Here is an 18,703-nt window from a genome sequence, read left to right on the forward strand (position 1 = left end):
GTCAACGCCCCTCGCGCGACAGGCGCGGATTGAGCGCGTCGTTGAGGCCCTCGCCGATCAGGTTCAGTCCCAGCACCGAAATCAGGATCGCGACGCCGGGAAACACGGTGATCCACCAGGCCTGGCGGATCACGGTGCGGCCGGCGCCGACCATGTAACCCCAGGAGATCAGGTTGGGATCGCCGAGGCCGAGGAAGGCCAGCGAGGATTCCAGCAGGATCGCGGTCGCCACCATCAGCGAGGCCAGCACGATCACCGGCGACAGCGCGTTGGGCAGGATCTCGCGCAGGATGATCCAGGTGTTGCTCTGGCCTGTGACGACGGCGGCCTGGACGTATTCGCGCGTGCGCAGCGACAGCACCTCGCCGCGGACGAGGCGGGCGACCGGCGGCCAGCTCACCACCGCGATCGAAGCCACGATGGAGTAGATCGACGGCTGCAGGATCGCGACCAGCACGATCGCGAGCGCGAAGCTCGGAATGGTCTGGAAGAATTCGGTGAAGCGCATCAAGGCGTCGTCGACCTTGCCGCCGAAATAGCCGGCCATGGCGCCGATCGGCACGCCGACGACCAGCGCGACCAGCGTGGAGACGAGGCCAACCAGCAGCGACACGCGTGCGCCGAAGATCATGCCGGCGAAAACGTCGCGGCCGAGCGCGTCGGTGCCGAGCGGCACGGTCGAGAGCGTGAACGGCGGCAGGAACGGCCGCTGCACCATGCGCCAGGGCGAGTTCGGGAACAGTATCGGCCCGAACACCGCGACCGAGATCGCGAGCAGAAGGATGATGAGCCCGATGACGCCGCTCGGGCTTCGGAGCATCGATTTCCAGAACTGTTTCATGAGGCGAATTCGATACGCGGATCGACCAGTCGATAGACCAGGTCGGTGATGAGGTTGAAGATCAGGACCATGGCCGAGCAGATCACGAACACGCCGAGCAGCAGATTGTAGTCCCGCTGCAGCAATGCGTCGTACATCAGGCGCCCGATGCCGGGCCAGGCGAACACGGTCTCGGTGATGACGGCGCCGCCGATCAGCGTGCCCGAATGCACGCCGGCGAGCGTCACGACGGGCAGCAGCGCGTTGCGCAGCACATGGCGGCGCTGGATCACGGCATCGCTGAGGCCTTTGGCGCGCGCGGTCTTGACGAAGTCGAGCCGCTTCACCTCCAGCATCGAGGCGCGCGTCATGCGGGTGTAGGTCGCCATGAAGAACAGGCCGAGCGTCATCGCCGGCATGATCAGGTGCGCACCGACGTCGAGCGCGTGGGCGAAGCCGGTGAGGTTGGCGCCGACCGTCTCATAGCCGAAGCTCGGCAGCCAATCCATGGTGACCGAGAACAGCAGGATGCCCATCAGCGCCACCCAGAAGATCGGCATGGCGTAGAAGATCAGCGCAAAGACGGTGATGGCGGTGTCGAGAAACGTTCCGGCGAAGCGCGCGGCAAAGGTGCCGAACAGCACGCCGAGCACCAGCGAGATCGCGAACGCGGTCAGCGTCAGCAGCAGCGTCGCCGGCAACCGTTCCAGGATCAGCTTCGCGACCGGCGCTTGCTGACGGAAGGAGAAGCCAAGGTCGAGGGTGACGACGCCCTTGACGTAGATGAAGAGCTGCTCGGGCAACGGCTTGTCGAGACCGAACTTTTCCCGGAGCTGCTTGACGAAGACCTGGTCACTGGCCCCGGCCTCGCCGGCCATCACGACCGCGGGGTCGCCGGGCGCAAGCCGGATCAGGAAGAAATTGAGGACGACGATCGCGAGCAGGACGATCACGCCCTTCACGACACGCTGAGCAACGAAGGAGAGCATCTAGAGGTTCTTATAGGGTAGCGTGACCCTTGGCCACGGGAGCAGTGCGCTCCCTCGCCCCGCTTGCGGGGAGAGGGTTGGGGTGAGGGGGACTCTCCGCGAGGGCGGTGAGAATTGGATTCGTGGAGACTCCCCCTCACCCGAATATGCGCTTTGCGCATATTCGACCTCTCCCCGCAAGCGGGGAGAGGTGAAGAACCAGCTCGTTACTTGTCGAGCCATGCGTCCTTGAAGCCGTCGTTGACGCCGATCCCGGTGGTGATCAGGTTCTTGACCTTGCAGCGCGTGATCGTCGGGAATTGCAGCTCGAGCATCCAGGCCACCGGCACGTCCTCGACCAGGATCTTCTGCGCCTTCTCGTAGATCTCCTTGCGCTTGGAGTCGGGCGTTGCCACCGCGCCGTCGGCGAACAGCTTGTCGATCTCGGGATTGGAGTAGCCTTCGACGTTGTTGAAGACCTGGCCCTTGGCGATGGCGCTGGAGACGTAGTTGCGGCCGACGCCGAGCGCGGGATCGCCGTACTGGTAGAGATAGGTGAAGGCGATGTCGTAGTCCCAGTCGCCGATCTTCTGGTTGCCGCCGGCAACGTCGGTGGCGATGGTCTCGATGTTCATGCCGACGTCGATGAGGTTCTGCTTCACAGCTTCACCCCAGCGCTGCCAGGTCTCGCCATAGGCGAGCGGCAACAGGCGGATCTTCTCGCCCTTGTAGCCGGCTTCCTTCAGCAGGGCCTTGGCCTTGGCCGGGTTGTAGGGATATTTCGGCACGTCGTCGGTGTAGTATTTGATGGTCGAGGCGGACGGGCCGGTCGCGACCTTGCCGAGCCCGTTCCAGATCACGTCCTTGGCGAAGTCACGGTCGATCGCATACATGATCGCCTGCCGTACCCGTTTGTCGGCGAGCGGACCCTGGCGGTTGTTCAGCCACAGCCATGCCAGTGGCGAGAAGAATTCCCAGCCGGCGCCGGTGACGCAGGTGTCCTTCAGCTTCGACAGCCGCGGCACGTCGAAATTCTCCACCGAACCGCCGGGCAGCACGTCGACCTTGCCGGTTTCAAACGCAACCGAGCGCGCAGCGGCGTCGGGGATGATCTGCCAGTAGATCTCGTCGAGATAGGGCTTGCCCTTCTCGTAGTAGTTCGGATTCTTGACCAGGCGGATGAACGAGCCCTTCTGCCATTCCTTGAACATGAAGGGGCCGGTGCCGACCGGTGCATTGTTGTAGGGGTTGGTCTTCCAGTCGGTGCCTTCGTAGAGATGCTTCGGCACCATCGGCATCGAGCCGACCTCGAAGATGCCGAGGAACGGGCCGAACGGCTGCTTCAGCGTGAACACCACCGTGTAATCGTCGGGCGCCTCGACCTTGTCGACCTGCGCGAGGTTGTTGCGGGCGCGCGCATGGGTCTGCTTCAGCATCTCGACCGAGAACAGCACGTCCGCGGCGGTGAAGGGCTTGCCGTCATGCTAGGTGACGCCCTTCCTGAGCTTGAAAGTATAGGTCTTGGCGTCCTCGCTGGCGCTCCAGCTTTCGGCGAGCTCCGGCAGCGGCTCGAGCTTGGGGCTGTAGCGCAGCAGGCCCTCGAAGATGTTGCCCGAGACCATCTGGGTCGGACCGTTCTGGATCATCGCAAGCATCAGGCCGGGCGGCTCGGGCTGGATCACCGCGTTGATCACACCCCCTGTTTTTGGCTCTTGCGCCAGCGCCGAGGCCGTGAGGCCGCAAGCCAGGAGGACACCAAGCAACACTCGTTTCGGCATGTCTTATCTTTCTCAAGCGAGGCCAGCCGCAAACGCTTCGCGAGTCATGGCGTGCAAAGCTACGGCCGGCCCATCCCAGTCCCCATCCGATATCGAGGCTCACACAGTCTCGTTCGGCGCCGCAAGATGAAAGTCTCGACAGCGTTCGCACAAAAAATGTACAGCCCGTCCTGTTTTCACTTGATTCACGATCTTGTCACGGAGACAAGTCGGCCATGGACAATGCCACACGCTCCGAACGGTCCCGCAACGCTGCGCTCGAGGCGGCGATCGCGATCATCGCGCGCGACGGGCCCGGCCGGCTGACGCTCGATGCGATCGCGCGCGAGAGCGGCCTGAGCAAGGGCGGCGTGATGCATCAGTTCCGCACCAAGGAGGCGGTGCTGAAGGCGTTGCTCGATCGGCAAATGGCGCATTTCGAGGAGTTCTCGAACCAGTATCAGGCCAAGGTGGGCGCGACGTCTGCGAACCCCGAGCTCGCCACCCAGCTCGCGACCGTGCGCGAAGCCGCCGGTGCGCCGAATTCCGCGGCGCTGGCTCTGGTCGCCGCCATGGTCGAGAATCCGCAGCTGATGTCGCTGCCGCGCGAGCGCGAGATGAAGCGTGTTGCGGCGATCAAGGCCGAGGCCGCCGATCCGGATCTGGCGCTGTTGCGCTGGGCGGCGGCGAGGGGCCTGCTGCTGAGCGGCCTGTTCGGCATGTCTCCGCTCAGCAAGGCGGAGCATGATCGGCTGTTCGCGCGCTTGCTCGACGACAAGCAGTGGACCGGCCTCGAACAGCCGGCCGACCCGCGCTCCGCAAAATCCGGCGCGGCGAAGGCGGCGCCCCCGCGCAAGCGCAGCTGATTCGTCGTTAACGAAATCCCACCGGCGACTGCCCAAATCCGCGCCTGCGGCCAAATGTGCCACGGCGCCATTTCCGCACTTTACAAACCGTCTAGTCGGTTTTATAAATAGAAACACTGAGACGGCCCGAGGCTTCTGACATGGCCCCGGACGATGCCTTGGGCCGGTGTTGGTGAGCGCCGCAGCCGCGTCTGGTCCCTAAACGCGGTTGCGGTCCCCATCGCCTGTCCCAAACACCGCAAGAGGAGTCTGGAATGGATCGCTCGATCGCCCTGCGCGGTCTGGGAACGCTGCTGCTTTGCGTGGCCTCGGCCGGCTGCGCCTCGGTCGCGCCCGTGCCCTATGCCGAATTGGCGTCCTCGTCCTACATGGTGCCGGACAAGTCCGACGCCTCCGGCCGCGTGCCCTACCGCTACTCCACGCCGGTCGACTGGCGCGCTTATCACAAGGTGATCCTCGATCCGGTCGTGGTCTATCGCGGCAAGGATCATCAGTTCGGCGACATGTCCGACAAGGACAAGGCGGCACTGGCCGCCTACATGCAGAATTGCTTCGCCGAGCGGCTGCGCGGCCGCTTCGCGCTGGTGCGCGAGCGCGGACCGGAGACGCTACGGATCCGGTTGACGCTGACCGGTGCCGTCGCCAACACGCCGGTGCTCGGCACGCTCTCGCGCTTCGACGTCGCCGGCGCCGTCTACAACGGCGTGCAGGCCGCGCGCGATGGCGAAGGCACCATGACCGGCTCGGTCATCTACGGCATCGAGATCTTCGACGCCGCCACCTCGCGGCTGCTCTCCGCCTACGTCACCAAGCAATACCCCGCTGCCTACGACATCAAGGCCAGTGTCGGCGCGCTCGCCGCCGCCAATGCCGGCCTCGACAGGGGCGCCGATGCGCTGATGGCGCAACTGAACTGACGCCGCGATCCAACCAACGAAAGGTGCTGTCGATGAACATTCTCCTTCGCTTCCTGCTGCGTGTCGCGATCACCATCGTGATGACGGTCTTGGGAGGGCGCGCCGGCGTGGGCGCGCCGACCGATCCCAGCGGCACCTGGCTCGTCGAGGACGGCCGCGCCCGCATCCGGCTCGAGCGCTGCGGGCCGTCGCGCGACCGCATCTGCGGCTTCATCGTCTGGATGAAGGAACCGGCCGACAAGCGCGGCCAGCCGCTGCGCGACAAGGAGAATCCCGATCCCGACAAGCGGGCCCGTGCGCTGCTCGGCCATCAGCTGATCATGGGCCTGCAGGCGACGCCCGAGGGGCGCTTTGCCGGCGAAATCTACAATGCCGAGGACGGCAGATCCTATTCGGTTTCGCTGTGGCGCGATTCCACCGACCGGCTCAAGCTCAAGGGTTGCCTGATCAAGCTGCTGTGCCAGACCCAGACCTGGCAGCAGACCCTCGACGTCCAGCCCGGTCAGCTCGTCGGCCTGACCGGCGATCTCAACGGCCCGCGTGCCGACAAGGAATGGGCGGCCGTGCCGGCACCGAAGCCGATACAGGCGAAAGCGAAATAGCGCGCGGCTTCAGGGCGTGCGCAGCGCCCGCTGCAGCTCGGCAAGCGCCTCCGCGAGTTGCTCGCGATGCGCGATGTCGTCCTTGGGGAGGGCCGCGACGCTGCCCGCGAGCTCGCGCAGGATGCCGGCGAGCAGGCCGAAATTGAGGTGCAGGTGCACCGATTTGCGTTCATCGGCCGCGCCCGGATGCTGCAGCACCAGCGCAACGCCGCTGCCGTCGAGACGCGCCTCGAACCGGGATGAATGCTCGAACGTGCCGACATAGAACTTGTCGGGATATTCGAGCGCGATCTCTGCCTTGTCGGGAACCGGCTTGGACATGTCAGCCTCGTCAATATTCGCCATTGTGGCCGGGAATGAGCCGAGCCGCCTTGCGATAGGTCAGAGGCGGATCCGCTGCGAATTTGATCCGGATCAAAGCCAGGCCGCCGCTGCTGCGATCTGATGGTCAAACGCGTCAAGCTTCGCGTTCCCGGTCAAGTGCGAGTGCGTCGGCGATGGATGTCCTTTCCACCCTCCCCGAAACGGATTCAGATTCAGACGACCTCGCCATCCCTCCCGCGGATGAGGCCGCGGCGCGCTGCGCGCAACTGCTTCGCGATGCCGGCCTCCGGCCCACGCGTCATCGTCTGGCGCTCGCCCGGATGCTGCTGCTCGGCGATCACCGTCATGTCACCGCGGAAGGCCTCTATGACGAGGCGATGGCCGCCAATCTGCGGCTGTCGCTTGCGACCGTCTACAACACGCTGAACCAGTTCACCGAGGCTGGTCTGCTGCGCCGGATCGCCGCCGACGGGATCAAGTCGTTCTTCGACACCGATACATCGGTGCATCCGCACTTCTATCTGGAAGGTGAGGATGTGCTGGTCGATGTCGCCGGCGGGCTCGCCTTCACCAAGGTGCCGGCCCCGCTTCCCGGCCACGAGATCACGCGGCTCGACGTCATCGTCCATCTGCGGCGAAAGCGCCTGATGTAGCCGGGACATGACGGTCGTCTACCGCAACCCCGCGCGCCGGAACCCCTCCAGATAGTGCTCGCGATCGGCATCATTGGCCCACGGCAGCTGCGTCGCGATCCAGTGCAGCGAGATGTTGGGCTGGGTGCGACGGAGTTCGCCCAGCGCCGTCTCCGCGAGCAGGCTGTCGCCGGTCATGCCGGCGGACACCGCCAGCACGCGATAGCCGCCGGTGAGGTCGCCGCGGTGGCGGATCGCCTCGCGCGCCAGCGCGATCGCGTCGTGGTAGCGCTGCTCGGTGAAGCGCGCATAGCCGGCGATGCCGTGATAGATCGCCAGCGACGGATCGCGGGGTGAGAGCCGGATCGCCCGTTGCGCCGCCTCGAACGATTCTCCGGATCGTCCGGCATAGGACAGCGCCAGCGCGTAATAGCCCTGCGCCAGCGAGAAATTCGGGTTGAGCGCGAGTGCCTGCTCGAACTCGGAGAGCGCGTCCGCAAGCCTGCGCGTCGAAAAGCAGACGCTGCCGAGCGCGGCATGCGCCCAGGCATCCTCATGGTCGCAGCGCACTGCGGCGAGCGCGGCGGCTTCCGCCACCGGCGCCACCTTGGCAAGCTCGGCCCAGCCGAGATGCACGCCGAACATGTGGTTCGCCGCCAGCACCGCCAGCGCCTGGCCGTAATTCGGATCGATCGCGATGGCGCGCTCCAGCAGCGCCCGCGCGGCTTCGTGATCCTGCCGCGTTACGCGCCAGGTGTGCGAGAGCGCGCGCATCAGCAAGTCCCACGCGTCGAGGCTCGCGGGCGGCTTGCGATGGCTGCGGAAGTTCTCCGCCGCATGGATCTGCGGCTCGATTGCCGCGGCGATCGCGTTGGTGATCTCGTCCTGCACGGCGAAGACGTCGACCAGCTCGCGGTCGTAGCGTTCGGCCCAGAGGTGGCCGCCGGTGGTGGCGTCGTTGAGCTGCGCGGTGATGCGCACGCGGTTGTCGGCCTTGCGCACGCTGCCCTCGACGATGTAGCGCACCCCGAGCTCCTCGGCGATCTGCCTGATGTGGACCGCGCGTCCCTTGTAGGTGAAGGACGAGTTGCGAGCGATCACCATGAACCAGCGCTGCTTCGACAGCGCGGTGAGGATGTCCTCGCTGATGCCGTCGCCGAAATATTCCTGCGCGGGATCGCCGCTCATGTTCTCGAAGGCGAGCACCGCGATTCCCGGTCGCTCCGCCGCGATGCGCGCGGGGGCAGGGGCGGGTTCGGCAGGCGCAAGCGTGCCGGCCGCTTCCTCCCGGACGTCGCCGACGAAGCGAAAGCCCTTGCGCGGGATGGTCTTGATCAGCCGCTGTGTCGCGCCGTCGTCGCCGAGCGCCTTGCGCGCGGCGTTGATCCGGCTGTTCAGCGCCGAATCCGAGACGATGCGGTCGCTCCAGATCTGGCTGATCAGGTCATCCTTGCTGACCACTCGGGCGCGCTGCGCGACGAGATAGAGCAGCAGATCGAACACCTGCGGCTGCAACGGCACGGCTGCGCCGCCGCAGGTGAGCTCTCGCAGGTCGCCGTCGAGCACGTTGTTTTCAAAGACAAATCGCACGTTTCTGTCGTCTCAAGCAAAAATCAAAGTCGTCTCAGGCGAAAATCAACCGTCCGCGAAAGCCTGGGGCACTCCGATCCGGCATGGTGCGAAGACCAAACAGTGCCGATGCCTCGGCACAACGGAGCGTTTTATGACCCAACTTGATCACCATGTTGATTCCATCGGCCCGGAGGTTACGGGCTCACGCATTTTCAAGTTCATCGCCTTTCTGTACGGAATTGCGGCATATCTCGTGTTTTTCGTCACCATTCTCTATGCCATCGGCTTCGTCATGGGGCTGGTGGTGCCGAAGACCATCGACACCGGAACCGACACGCCGGCGGCTGAAGCCGTCATCGTCAATCTGCTGCTGATGACGCTGTTCGCCGTTCAGCACAGCGTGATGGCGCGCCAGCGCTTCAAGGCGTGGTGGACGCAGTTCGTGCCCAAGCCGGTCGAGCGGAGCACCTATGTGCTGTTCGCGAGCCTGTCATTGCTGCTCCTGTTCTGGCAGTGGCGCCCGATGCCCACGGTCATATGGGATGTCGGAAACCCCGATCTCGCCGTGACGCTGGTCACGCTGTCCTTCGCGGGCTGGGTGCTGGTGTTCACCTCGTCCTACATGATCAACCATTTCGAGTTGTTCGGCCTGCATCAGGTGACCAACCATCTCATCGGCAAGGAGGCGGCGCCGACGCGCTTCAAGACGCCGATGCTCTACAATTTCGTGCGTCATCCGATCTATCTCGGATTCATCATCGCGTTCTGGACCGCGCCGGTCATGACCGTGGGCCATCTGCTGTTCGCGGCCGTGACCACGATCTACATCTTCGTCGGCATCGCGCTGGAGGAGCACGACCTCGTCGATCTCTTCGGCGACGAATACCGGCAGTACAGGGAGCGGGTGTCGATGCTGATTCCCTGGCGCAAGTCGGTATAGTTCGCGCGTCTTTCCGTCGCGTCCGCCGAAAGGAGGACGCGCGGCGGCGTTGAGGCGCGTAACTGACCTTGCCGGATTCCTCCTCCATCGTTTCTCGGGGTGATTCCCCCTCACCCCGAAGCCTCTCCCCGCATCCATCTTCGCCGCGATTTCGGCGAACGGGAGCGGGGAGAGGAATTTCAACCTTCATCAACGGAGACGACCAAATGAAACACGTCGGAAACTGCTTCTGTGGCGCGGTCACGATCGAGGTCACCGGCGAGCCGGCGGCGATGGGCTATTGCCATTGCCGTTCCTGCCGTTCGTGGTCGGGCGGACCGGTGAACGCCTTCAGCCTGTGGAAGCCCGAAGCCGTGCGCATCACCGAGGGCGCCCAGCACGTCGAGACCTTCGCCAAGACGCCGCTCAGCCAGCGCAAATACTGCAAGAAGTGCGGCGGTCATCTCATGACCAACCATCCGCCGCTCGACCTGATCGACGTCTTCTCCGCCACCATCCCCACGCTCGCCTTCACGCCCGGCGTCCACGTCAACTATTCCGAGACGGTGCTGCCGATGCGCGACGGCCTGCCCAAGCTGAAGGATTTCCCGGCCGAGTTCGGCGGCAGCGGCGAGATGATGCAGGAGTAGGGGCTTTTTCCTTCTCCCCTTGTGGGAGAAAGTGGCACAGGCGGCCTTGGGCCGCCGTTATTAAGAACGCCGAAGCAAAAGAACGCCGAAGCAAAGCTTCGGCTATGGCGCCGGATGAGGGGTTCTCTCGACTCGCAAGATCGCTCGCGAGGATAGGAACCCCTCACCCGGCTTCGATGCTTCGCATCGAATCCACCCTCTCCCACAAGGGGAGAGGGTGCACCGTCAGTGTGGCGAGCTATCTCATTCCCGCGCGCCGAAACCCTTCGAGATAATGCTCGCGATCCTCGGCGCGCAGCATCGGCAGTTCGCGCCTCAGCCAGGCCAGCGAGAGGCCCGGCTGGGTGCGCTGCAGGCCCTGCAGCGCGGACGCCGCGAGCTCGGAATCGCCCAACATGCCGGCGGCAGCCGTCAGCACGCGATGGGCGCCGACGAAATCGGCGCGCTGCCGCATCGATTCACGTGCCATCTGCACGCTCGCCTCGTAATTGCGGCCGATGAATTGCGCATAGGCCGCAACGCCGCAATAGATCGCCGCCAGCGGATCGCGCGGGCTGAGCCGCAGCGCGCGGCGCGCGGCCACATCGCCGTCCTGCCATTGTCCCGCGTAGCACAGCGTCACGCCATAAAAGGCGTGCGCCATCGCGAAGTTCGGATTGAGCGTCAGCGTCAGCTCGAACTCCGCCAGCGAATCGTCGAAGCGGCGGCGGAATAGATAGGTATAGGCGAGGCCGTGATGCGCCCAGGCGTCCTCGCGGTCGGCCTCCACCGCCGCAAGCGCTGCCCGCTCGGCGACCTGCACGGTCGCGGTCATGTCGGCCCAGCCCATATGCGCGCCGAAGATATGGCTGGTCGCGAGCAGGCCCAGCGCCTTGCCATAGGCCGGATCGATCGCGGTCGCCTGTTCGAGCAATGCCTGCGCGGCGGCATTGTCCTCGCGCGTGATGCGCCAGTAATGCGACAGCGCGCGCATCACCAGGTCCCAGGCATCCAGGCTGCCCGGAGGCTTCTGCTGGGCGCGAAAGCTTTCGGCGGCGTAGAGCTGCGGCTCGATCGCGGCGATGATCGCTTCCGTGATCTCGTCCTGCACGGCAAAGATGTCGGCGAGCTCGCGGTCGTAGCGCTCGGCCCAGAGATGGCTGCCGGTCGAGACGTCGTTGAGCTGGGCCGAGATGCGCACGCGATCGCCGCTCCGCCGCACGCTGCCTTCGAGCACATAGCGGACACCGAGCTCGCGCGCGACCTCGTGGATGTGCACCGCGCGGCCCTTGTAGACGAAGGAGGAGTTGCGCGCGACGACGAAGAACCAGCGCAGCTTCGACAGCGCGGTGATGATGTCCTCGCTGATGCCGTCGGAGAAATAATCCTGCTCGCGGTCGCCGCTCATATTGGTGAAGGGCAGCACCGCGATCGCAGGCCGGTCGGGCAGGGCAAGCGCCTGCGGCGCCTGGGCGAGGCGGCCGAGCTCCGGTGGCACCGCGCCGAGCTGCGTCTGGACATCGCCGACGAAGCGAAAGCCCTTGCGCGCGATGGTGCGGATCAGCGCCTGGTTCGCGCCATTGTCGCCGATCGCCTTGCGCGCCGCGTTGATCCGGCTGGTGAGGGTGGATTCCGAGACGCTGCGGCCGTGCCAGATCTTGTCGATCAGCTCGTCCTTGCTGACCACCCGGTCGCGGTTTTCCATGAGGTGGACGACCAGGTCGAAAACCTGCGGCTCCACGGCCACGGGAACCTGCTCGCGGCTCAGTTCGCGCCGATCGGTATCGAGAAGGTGGTCCCGGAACATGAACTGCACGTCGAAAACTCAGTCCTCACAACGACATCAGGCAATGATGAAATCAAAATGGTCTTTGACTGGAGTCTGTGAGTCCGCCGAGCGGTCGACCCGGTTCACCACGATCGCGTGATGGCAGCCATGCTGTTTTCGGATGAGAATACAACCTCGGTGAGAATGTGAAGGCTTGTGGCGGATTGTCGCGAGCTGCACTGAGCCTGACGCTTGCCGAGCGTACAATCCATCGCCGTCACCCCCGCGCAATCGCGAAGCGATTGTCGCTGGAGGTGGCCGCTTCTTCAGCGGCCCTCGAAGGGCGACGGCCCGGCTGCATCCCAGCCGTTCATCCTTCGAGGCTCCCGGCGCGCCGCCTTTGCGTCGCGCCACTCGCACCTCAGGATGACGGATCAGATAGCTCGAGTCTTGGGCGCGAGATGATCGCGCGTCGCCGAATGTGTGGTCACGTCCGAATGTCCATTGCCGAACACCGCCGCCTGCGTAAGCTGCGCCCACACAAAACGCCAACCATAAAGAAACGCCCATGCCCGCTTTCCCAGCCTCGACCACCGTGCTCGACTCCATGCTGTTCCGCGACGCTTTCGGCACGCCCGGGATGCGCGAGGTGTTTTCCGACGTCGCGCTGGTCGGGCGCTATGCCGAGGTCGAGGTCGCGCTGGCCATGGCGGAAGCAAAGTGTGGTGTGATCCCGCAAGCCGCCGCCGACCAGATTGCGGCGCGGACGGATGTCGCCGCGCTCGATTTCGACCTGTTGCGGCAGGAGACCGACATCGTCGGCTATCCGATCCTTCCTTTGGTGCATCAGATGGTGAAGCAATGCGGCGAGGCCGGCCGCTACGTGCATTGGGGCGCGACCACGCAGGACATCATGGATACCGCCGTGGTCCTGCAATTGCGCGCGGGGCTCGAGCTCGTCGAGCGCGACATCAGCGAGCTGCGAAAGATCCTGGCGGACCTCTCGAAGCGCTACCGCGACACGCCGATGGCCGGCCGCACCCATCTCCAGCAGGCGCTGCCGGTGACCTTCGGTTACAAGACCGCGATCTGGCTAGCGATGTTCGATCGCCATGCCGAGCGTCTGGCGCAATTGAAGCCGCGCGTCCTGGTCGGCCAGTTCGCCGGCGCCGCCGGTACGCTCGCCTCGCTCGGCAACAAGGGGTTCGAGGTGCAGGAGGCGCTGTGCGCCGAGCTGAAGCTCGGCGTTCCCGCCTCGACCTGGCACGTCGCGCGCGACGGCTTCGCCGAAGCGGTCAATTTTCTCGCGCTCGTCACCGGCTCGCTCGGCAAGATCGCGCTCGACATCATGATCATGGCCTCCACCGAGTTCGCCGAGCTCTACGAGCCCTTCGTCAAGGGCCGCGGCGCATCCTCGACCATGCCGCAGAAGCGCAACCCGATCTCCTCGGAGCTGATGCTCGCAGCAAGCAAGGCGGTGCGCCAGCACGCCGGCCTGATGCTGGATGCCATGGTGCAGGATTTCGAGCGCGCCACCGGACCCTGGCACGCCGAATGGATGGCGATCCCCGAAAGTTTCGTGCTCTCCGCCGGCGCGCTGCATCAGGCGAAGTTCGCGCTCGCCGGCCTCATCGTGGACGAGGCGAAGATGAACGACAATCTCGGCATCAGCCGCGGCCTGATCGTGGCCGAAGCGGTCATGATGGGGCTCGCGCCCCAGATCGGGCGGCAGGAGGCGCATGACGTGGTCTACGATGCCTGCCGGCTCGCCAACGAGAAGGGTCTGACGCTGGCGGATGCGCTCTCGTCCGACTCCCGCGTTTCGACCCGCATCGACCGCGCGACGATCGATGCGCTGACTTCACCGAAAAATTACCTCGGCCTTGCGCCTGCCATGGTCGATCGGGTGCTGAAATCGGCAACGCGTTGAAAGCCAACATGCGCGAAATTGCGTATCTTTCATGTGTCGCAGGGCGCTCGCACACTTGTGTCCCGCGATGCTAGACCTAGATTGAACGGACAATTTCGGCAGAGGACCCCGCATGACCGACTACCGCAATTCCGCCACGACCATTGATCCCGTGAAGCTCGACCGGCTGGCCGAGGTGGCGGTGAAGGTGGGCCTGGGCTTGCGGCCAGGACAGGATCTGCTTTTGACGGCGCCCGCGATCGCGCTGCCGCTGGTGCGGCGGATCGCCGTTCATGCCTACAAAGCCGGCGCCGGCATCGTGACGCCGATCCTGTCGGACGAAGAGATGACGCTGGCGCGCTATCGCCACGGCCACGACAACAGCTTCGATCGGGCCGCCAACTGGCTCTACGAGGGCATGGCGAAAGCGTTCTCGGACAATACCGCGCGGCTTGCGATCGTCGGCGACAATCCGATGCTGCTGTCGGGTGAAGATGCGTCCAAGGTCGCGCGTGCCAGCAAGGCAAATTCCATCGCCTACCAGCCGGCGTTGGAAAAAATTGTCAATTTCGACACCAACTGGAACATCATCGCCTATCCGAGCGCAGCGTGGGCCAAGCTGGTGTTTCCTAACGATCAGGAAGAGGTCGCGATCGGCAAGCTCGCGGACGCGATCTTCGCCGCGTCCCGCGTCGATCGCGAGGACGCCACGGCCAATTGGGCGAGTCACAATGCGGCGCTGCGCGAGCGCACCAACTGGCTCAACGGCCAGCGTTTCCGCGCGCTGCAATACTCCGGACCGGGGACCGACCTCACCATCGGGCTCGCCGACGGCCATGAATGGGAAGGCGGCGCTTCGCTGGCCAAGAACGGTATCAGCTGCAACGCCAACATCCCGACCGAAGAGGTCTTCACCACGCCGCATTGCCGGCGTGTCTACGGTCATGTCGTGAGTTCGAAGCCGTTGTCCTACCAGGGCACGCTGATCGACAACATCGCGGTGCGCTTCGAGGACGGCAGGATCGTCGATGCCAAGGCCTCGCGCGGCGCGGAGGTCCTGAACAAGGTGCTCGACACCGACGAGGGCGCGCGGCGGCTCGGCGAAGTGGCGCTGGTGCCGCATTCCTCGCCGATCTCGCAGAGCGGATTGTTGTTCTACAACACTCTGTTCGACGAGAATGCGGCCTCGCACATCGCGCTCGGCCAGTGCTATTCGAAGTGCTTCGTCAACGGCGCCCAGCTGACGCCGCAGCAGATCGCGGCCCAAGGCGGCAACCAGAGCCTGATCCATATCGACTGGATGATCGGCTCGTCCGAGACCGACATCGACGGCATTCTGGCCGACGGCAGCAAGGTGCCGGTGTTCCGCAAGGGCGGGTGGGCGAAGTAACGCTGCTGCTCGTCATGCCCGGGGTTGTCCCGGGCATCCACGGTCTTTGTGCCGCCAGGCGTGGATGGCCGGGACACGCCCGGCCATGACGATCCGGGAAAGTTCAGACTCCCTTCACGCCGCTGCGTTGCGCAGCATCGGATTGTTGTCGACGCTGAAACGGTTGAATAGCGTCGTGAACGGGCAGCCGTCGGTCGCCCGCACGATGGCGTCGGACGCGGCGACCGCCTCGTAGAGGGCACCGACTGGATCGTCCGCCTCCGGCAGGTCGAGCGCCCTGCGGATTTCCTCGCGGGCTTCGTTGACCTCGTCCTCGTCGTCGAGTGTGGCCTCCAGCGCATTCGCTGCGCGGCGCATTTCCTCGAGATCACCGCCGGCGGAGAATTTGAGGATATCCAGCCAATACGGGCGGGCTGCGACGAGTTGAACGAAGGCCTCGAACGTATCGGCGATAATTCCTGCGCGGCCCTCCGATGAGACGTAGAGCACATTCTGCGACGGCAGCAGCACGAACGCACCGCCGGCGCCGTCACCGCCGATCTGCCGGGGGCTCTCGACGCCGTCGATGGTGAACCAGGGCTCGTCGTCCGGCGCGAACGAGACGTCGAGGCTGCCGAGCCGGGCGACGACCTCGCTGTTGGCTGTCAGAACCTCTGGGGTGAGGGGCATCGGCATGGCTCCTTCGATGGTCACTTGCGCGCACTTTGTCGCACCCCGGAAAAGACGGGTTCATGTGCGCGAATTTGCAGGCAAATCCCGACGTTAACCGCTTCGCATCTGCAACTTGCGGCTGATTTTCGGGGCCTGCGTAAGAAAGAATTAAAAACCGGCTACTAGCGTTCCAACATCTTTCGAAACAATCCGGGCCGAGACCCGGTCATTCATATTTTATTCCCTGGGGAAGTAGATGTCGCGCGCATTGATTGAAATCGGTAGTTGCAATGTGGACCTGGAACTGCGGCCGATCGAGCCGTCCTGGATCATCGAGGGCAATCCGGTATCGCGCTCGCACATCCTGTCCACCAGCGATGACGGCACCGCCTCGACCATTATCTGGCATTGCACCGAAGGTCGCTTCAACTGGTACTACGACATCGACGAGACGATCATGATCATGGAAGGATCGATCGTGCTCGAGAGCGACGGCATGCCGCCGAAGCGCTACGGTCCCGGCGACGTCATTTTCTTCCGCGACGGCGCGCATGCCAAGTGGCATGTCGAAGGCCACGTCAAGAAGATCGCTTTCTGCCGCAAGACCAATCCCGTCGTGATCGGCTTCATGATACGCGTCGTCAACAGGCTCAAGCGGATGTTCGTCTCCGCCGGCGAGCGCCGCCCCGCCTCGCTGCTCGGCGCAGGCTAGTCAGTTTTCAGGTTTCAAGGACGCTTCCCAGCGGCCACGACGAAGAGGGGGCGGGATCAACATCCCGGCCCCTTTTCTCGTCATGACGCAGATCTTGTCACGACGGCAAGTCGAGCCGGTAGACATCGATTGCAGTCTGCGAGAACAGCGATGTTTTCTCGGCCTCGCTCAGCGGTGCGGCGATGCGCTTGAAGGCGTTGAAGATCACCTGGTAGCTGCACTGGCCCTTGTCCGGCGGAAAATTGCTTTCAAACATCGCGCGTCCCGGGCCGAAGGCCTTGATGCAGGTCTCGATATAGGGCCGCCAGGCCGCGGCAAGCTGCTCCGATGACGGCGGCGTCTTGCGCAAATGAAAGTCGTAGCCGAGCAGGCACATCGCGAGGCCGCCGAGCTTCACCACCACGTTCTCGCATTTCGCGATCTCCTGGATCGACGCGCGCCACTGCGGAAACACCTCCTCGCGCCGCCCTGCAAAGCGGCCGATTCCGGCCGGGCCGCCGCAATGGTCGAGCACGATTCTGGTGTCCGGGAAGGCGTGCGCGAGCTCGGTCAGCTCGCCGATCTGCGGGTGGAACAGCCAGGCATCGAAGCTGAGATTCAGCGGCGCAAGGCAGGCGAAGCCCTTGCGGAAGGTCGGGTCCTGCAACAGTCCCTTCGGCCGGTTCGCATACATGCCGGCGACGGCAGGGTCCTCGTCCCAGGCCGAGGAATGCCTGATGCCGCGGAAGCGGCCGTTGCCCGCCGCGATCTCCGCCTCCAGCACCGGCCTTGCGGCGTCGCCCAGCAGCAGATTGGCGTGGCTGACGATGCCGGCGCAGATCGCCGCCTTGCCGTAAGCCCCGCTCGCGCTCATCGCGGCAACGCCGTTGGCGAACTCGACCTCGCCGACGGGCCTGAAAGCCTCGGGCCCATGCGCGCGATACATCGAGCGGCAGTCGACATAGACGGTAGCGACGACGTTGTGGCCGGAGGCGATGTCGTCCGCCATCTCCTCGATCAGGTAGCGGTGCCCGCGATTCCAGAGATGGTGATGGGGATCGACGATCGGGCGGGCAGGATCGATGATCTCCTCCTGATGTTGCGCGAGCCAGTCCTCGCGCGGCTCGACGAATAGCCCGCTGGTGTTGGCAGGCAGACCGCTTGCAGCCATCGGTGTTCGCTCCCTCTATGTTTCTTGTAGAGGGAGCCTAGCACCTGATCCCTGCAATCAGCAGCGCGCGTTGCGCAACCGCACCCGTCACCGCGAGCAGGCCACATCTCAGCGGTTCACAGAGGTCGTCATGCCCGGGCTTGTCCCGGGCATCCACGTTCTTTGTCGCCTAAAAGGAAATCCGTGGATGGCCGGGACAAGCCCGGGCATGACGCCAAGGAAGCTTCAGCGCTCCCGCCAGAGCGGAGCGTCTCACACGCCGTCGAGGACGATCACCGTCGGAGTCGTCGGCAGCGCATCGCGCGACATCCGGAAGGAACGCTCGCTGCGGCGGTCGATCTCGAACGGCTGGCCGATGCCGCGCAGGAAATCGTCGAGCGGAGTCGCGAAGCGGTGCATCGGAAGCACTACGGACGCACGCAGCCGCTTGGTGATCTCGGCGACGCCGCCCAGCGACATGGTGTAGGTGCCGTCGATCGGCACCATCACGATGTCGAGCCGCCCGATCTGGGCGAAGTGGCTGTCGTCGAGCTTGTGGTGGAGATGGCCGAGATGACCGATGCAGAGGCCCGCCACCTCGAAGATGAAGATCGAATTGCCGTCGCGGATCATGTCGGCGCCGGCATCGTCGCCGAAATAGCGGCGGATGTCGGTCGTGACATTACGAACGAAGGTGTCGCCGATGCGTTCCGACACGATGGCCGGCTTGCCGTCCTCGCTCCAGCCATGCAGCACATGCGGAATGCGTTTGTCGGGGAATAAAGTGTAGTGGGTGCTGTGCGCGCGGTTCATCGTGGCGACATCGGGCAGCCGGCCGACCTGATAGGCGCCGCTATAGTCGGTGGCGATGCGCAGGCCGCCGGGCGTGTCGATGTAATAGGTGGAATGGCCGGCATAGGTGATTTGGACCTCGGCCGCGGCTGCCGCCTGACGAAACGCCACCGGCATGACGCGAGGCGGGGCGCTCGCCATCGCCAGGCATTCGCTGCGCTGGGGCTGCTGGGCGAGAGCAGGTGAGAGGTGCGCGCCAAGCAGCGCCAGGACCGCCGAAACCAATCGCCACATGAAACCGTCCCCAATGACGCCCAGGGGAAAGTCTAGCGTGCAATGCAGCGCG

At 64.7% G+C, this 18,703-nt stretch carries 17 protein-coding genes and 1 pseudogene; 9 read left to right on the plus strand and 9 right to left on the minus strand.

What is annotated here, in order from left to right; translation table 11 throughout:
* Position 1: 1 nt before the first annotated feature.
* The 3 genes and pseudogenes from F8237_RS19075 to F8237_RS19085 form a co-directional block, all read right to left on the minus strand.
* Complete coding sequence (locus F8237_RS19075; RefSeq protein ID WP_151646912.1) at positions 2-841, minus strand: ABC transporter permease; 840 nt, start codon at positions 839-841, stop codon at positions 2-4.
* On the minus strand, positions 838-1,809 hold the full coding sequence (locus tag F8237_RS19080; RefSeq protein WP_151646914.1) for an ABC transporter permease: 972 nt from the start codon (positions 1,807-1,809) through the stop codon (positions 838-840). Before F8237_RS19080 ends, F8237_RS19075 begins: the two co-directional genes overlap by 4 nt.
* 206 nt (positions 1,810-2,015) lie before the next feature.
* A pseudogene (locus F8237_RS19085) lies at positions 2,016-3,566 on the minus strand (ABC transporter substrate-binding protein).
* 215 nt (positions 3,567-3,781) lie between these two features.
* On the opposite strand from F8237_RS19085, the gene F8237_RS19090 reads away from it, so the two are divergent.
* The 3 genes from F8237_RS19090 to F8237_RS19100 all read left to right on the plus strand — a co-directional run bounded on the left by F8237_RS19090 (position 3,782) and on the right by F8237_RS19100 (position 5,930).
* On the plus strand, positions 3,782-4,411 hold the full coding sequence (locus F8237_RS19090) for a TetR/AcrR family transcriptional regulator (RefSeq protein WP_151646916.1): 630 nt from the start codon (positions 3,782-3,784) through the stop codon (positions 4,409-4,411).
* A 254-nt stretch (positions 4,412-4,665) separates the two neighbouring features.
* Positions 4,666-5,328, plus strand: coding sequence for a DUF3313 domain-containing protein (locus F8237_RS19095; protein WP_151646918.1), 663 nt, complete (start codon positions 4,666-4,668; stop codon positions 5,326-5,328).
* Positions 5,329-5,360: 32 nt separating this feature from the next.
* Positions 5,361-5,930, plus strand: a complete 570-nt coding sequence (locus F8237_RS19100) for a DUF2147 domain-containing protein (protein WP_151646920.1) — start codon at positions 5,361-5,363, stop codon at positions 5,928-5,930.
* A 9-nt stretch (positions 5,931-5,939) separates the two neighbouring features.
* Here F8237_RS19100 and F8237_RS19105 read toward each other — a convergent pair whose 3' ends face one another.
* Positions 5,940-6,251, minus strand: coding sequence for a hypothetical protein (locus tag F8237_RS19105; protein WP_151646922.1), 312 nt, complete (start codon positions 6,249-6,251; stop codon positions 5,940-5,942).
* Between the two features lie 176 nt (positions 6,252-6,427).
* Between F8237_RS19105 and irr the strand changes: the two genes are divergently transcribed.
* Positions 6,428-6,907, plus strand: coding sequence for a Fur family transcriptional regulator Irr (gene irr / locus F8237_RS19110; RefSeq protein WP_151646923.1), 480 nt, complete (start codon positions 6,428-6,430; stop codon positions 6,905-6,907).
* 18 nt (positions 6,908-6,925) lie between these two features.
* On the opposite strand, the gene F8237_RS19115 is transcribed toward irr, so the two are convergent.
* The gene (locus F8237_RS19115; protein ID WP_151646925.1) at positions 6,926-8,476 is read right to left on the minus strand and encodes a winged helix-turn-helix domain-containing tetratricopeptide repeat protein; all 1,551 of its coding nucleotides are present in this window, start codon (positions 8,474-8,476) and stop codon (positions 6,926-6,928) included.
* 133 nt (positions 8,477-8,609) lie between these two features.
* Here F8237_RS19115 and mddA point away from each other — a divergent pair, with 133 nt between their 5' ends.
* Entirely contained in the window at positions 8,610-9,398 is a 789-nt protein-coding gene (mddA, locus tag F8237_RS19120; RefSeq protein WP_162006122.1) for a methanethiol S-methyltransferase, read from the plus strand.
* 206 nt (positions 9,399-9,604) lie between these two features.
* Positions 9,605-10,027: a GFA family protein gene (locus F8237_RS19125; RefSeq protein ID WP_014439467.1), complete on the plus strand. Its 423-nt coding sequence runs from the start codon at positions 9,605-9,607 to the stop codon at positions 10,025-10,027.
* A 238-nt stretch (positions 10,028-10,265) separates the two neighbouring features.
* Here the strand turns inward: F8237_RS19125 and F8237_RS19130 are convergent, their stop codons facing one another.
* A complete protein-coding gene (locus tag F8237_RS19130) occupies positions 10,266-11,822 on the minus strand; it encodes a winged helix-turn-helix domain-containing protein (RefSeq protein WP_151646927.1) in 1,557 nt (518 codons plus the stop codon).
* 520 nt (positions 11,823-12,342) lie between these two features.
* On the opposite strand from F8237_RS19130, the gene F8237_RS19135 reads away from it, so the two are divergent.
* On the plus strand, positions 12,343-13,704 hold the full coding sequence (locus F8237_RS19135; RefSeq protein WP_151646929.1) for a class-II fumarase/aspartase family protein: 1,362 nt from the start codon (positions 12,343-12,345) through the stop codon (positions 13,702-13,704).
* A 112-nt stretch (positions 13,705-13,816) separates the two neighbouring features.
* On the plus strand, positions 13,817-15,073 hold the full coding sequence (locus F8237_RS19140; RefSeq protein ID WP_151646931.1) for an aminopeptidase: 1,257 nt from the start codon (positions 13,817-13,819) through the stop codon (positions 15,071-15,073).
* A 114-nt stretch (positions 15,074-15,187) separates the two neighbouring features.
* Here F8237_RS19140 and F8237_RS19145 read toward each other — a convergent pair whose 3' ends face one another.
* On the minus strand, positions 15,188-15,742 hold the full coding sequence (locus F8237_RS19145; RefSeq protein WP_151646933.1) for a hypothetical protein: 555 nt from the start codon (positions 15,740-15,742) through the stop codon (positions 15,188-15,190).
* A gap of 238 nt (positions 15,743-15,980) precedes the next feature.
* Here F8237_RS19145 and F8237_RS19150 point away from each other — a divergent pair, with 238 nt between their 5' ends.
* A complete protein-coding gene (locus F8237_RS19150) occupies positions 15,981-16,436 on the plus strand; it encodes a cupin domain-containing protein (protein ID WP_151646935.1) in 456 nt (151 codons plus the stop codon).
* Between the two features lie 97 nt (positions 16,437-16,533).
* Here F8237_RS19150 and F8237_RS19155 read toward each other — a convergent pair whose 3' ends face one another.
* Both F8237_RS19155 and F8237_RS19160 read right to left on the minus strand, forming a co-directional pair.
* The gene (locus F8237_RS19155) at positions 16,534-17,586 is read right to left on the minus strand and encodes an amidohydrolase family protein (RefSeq protein ID WP_151646937.1); all 1,053 of its coding nucleotides are present in this window, start codon (positions 17,584-17,586) and stop codon (positions 16,534-16,536) included.
* 252 nt (positions 17,587-17,838) lie between these two features.
* Complete coding sequence (locus F8237_RS19160; RefSeq protein ID WP_151646939.1) at positions 17,839-18,651, minus strand: MBL fold metallo-hydrolase; 813 nt, start codon at positions 18,649-18,651, stop codon at positions 17,839-17,841.
* Positions 18,652-18,703 lie beyond the last annotated feature (52 nt).

The organism is Bradyrhizobium betae, from assembly GCF_008932115.1.
Classification (GTDB): domain Bacteria; phylum Pseudomonadota; class Alphaproteobacteria; order Rhizobiales; family Xanthobacteraceae; genus Bradyrhizobium; species Bradyrhizobium betae.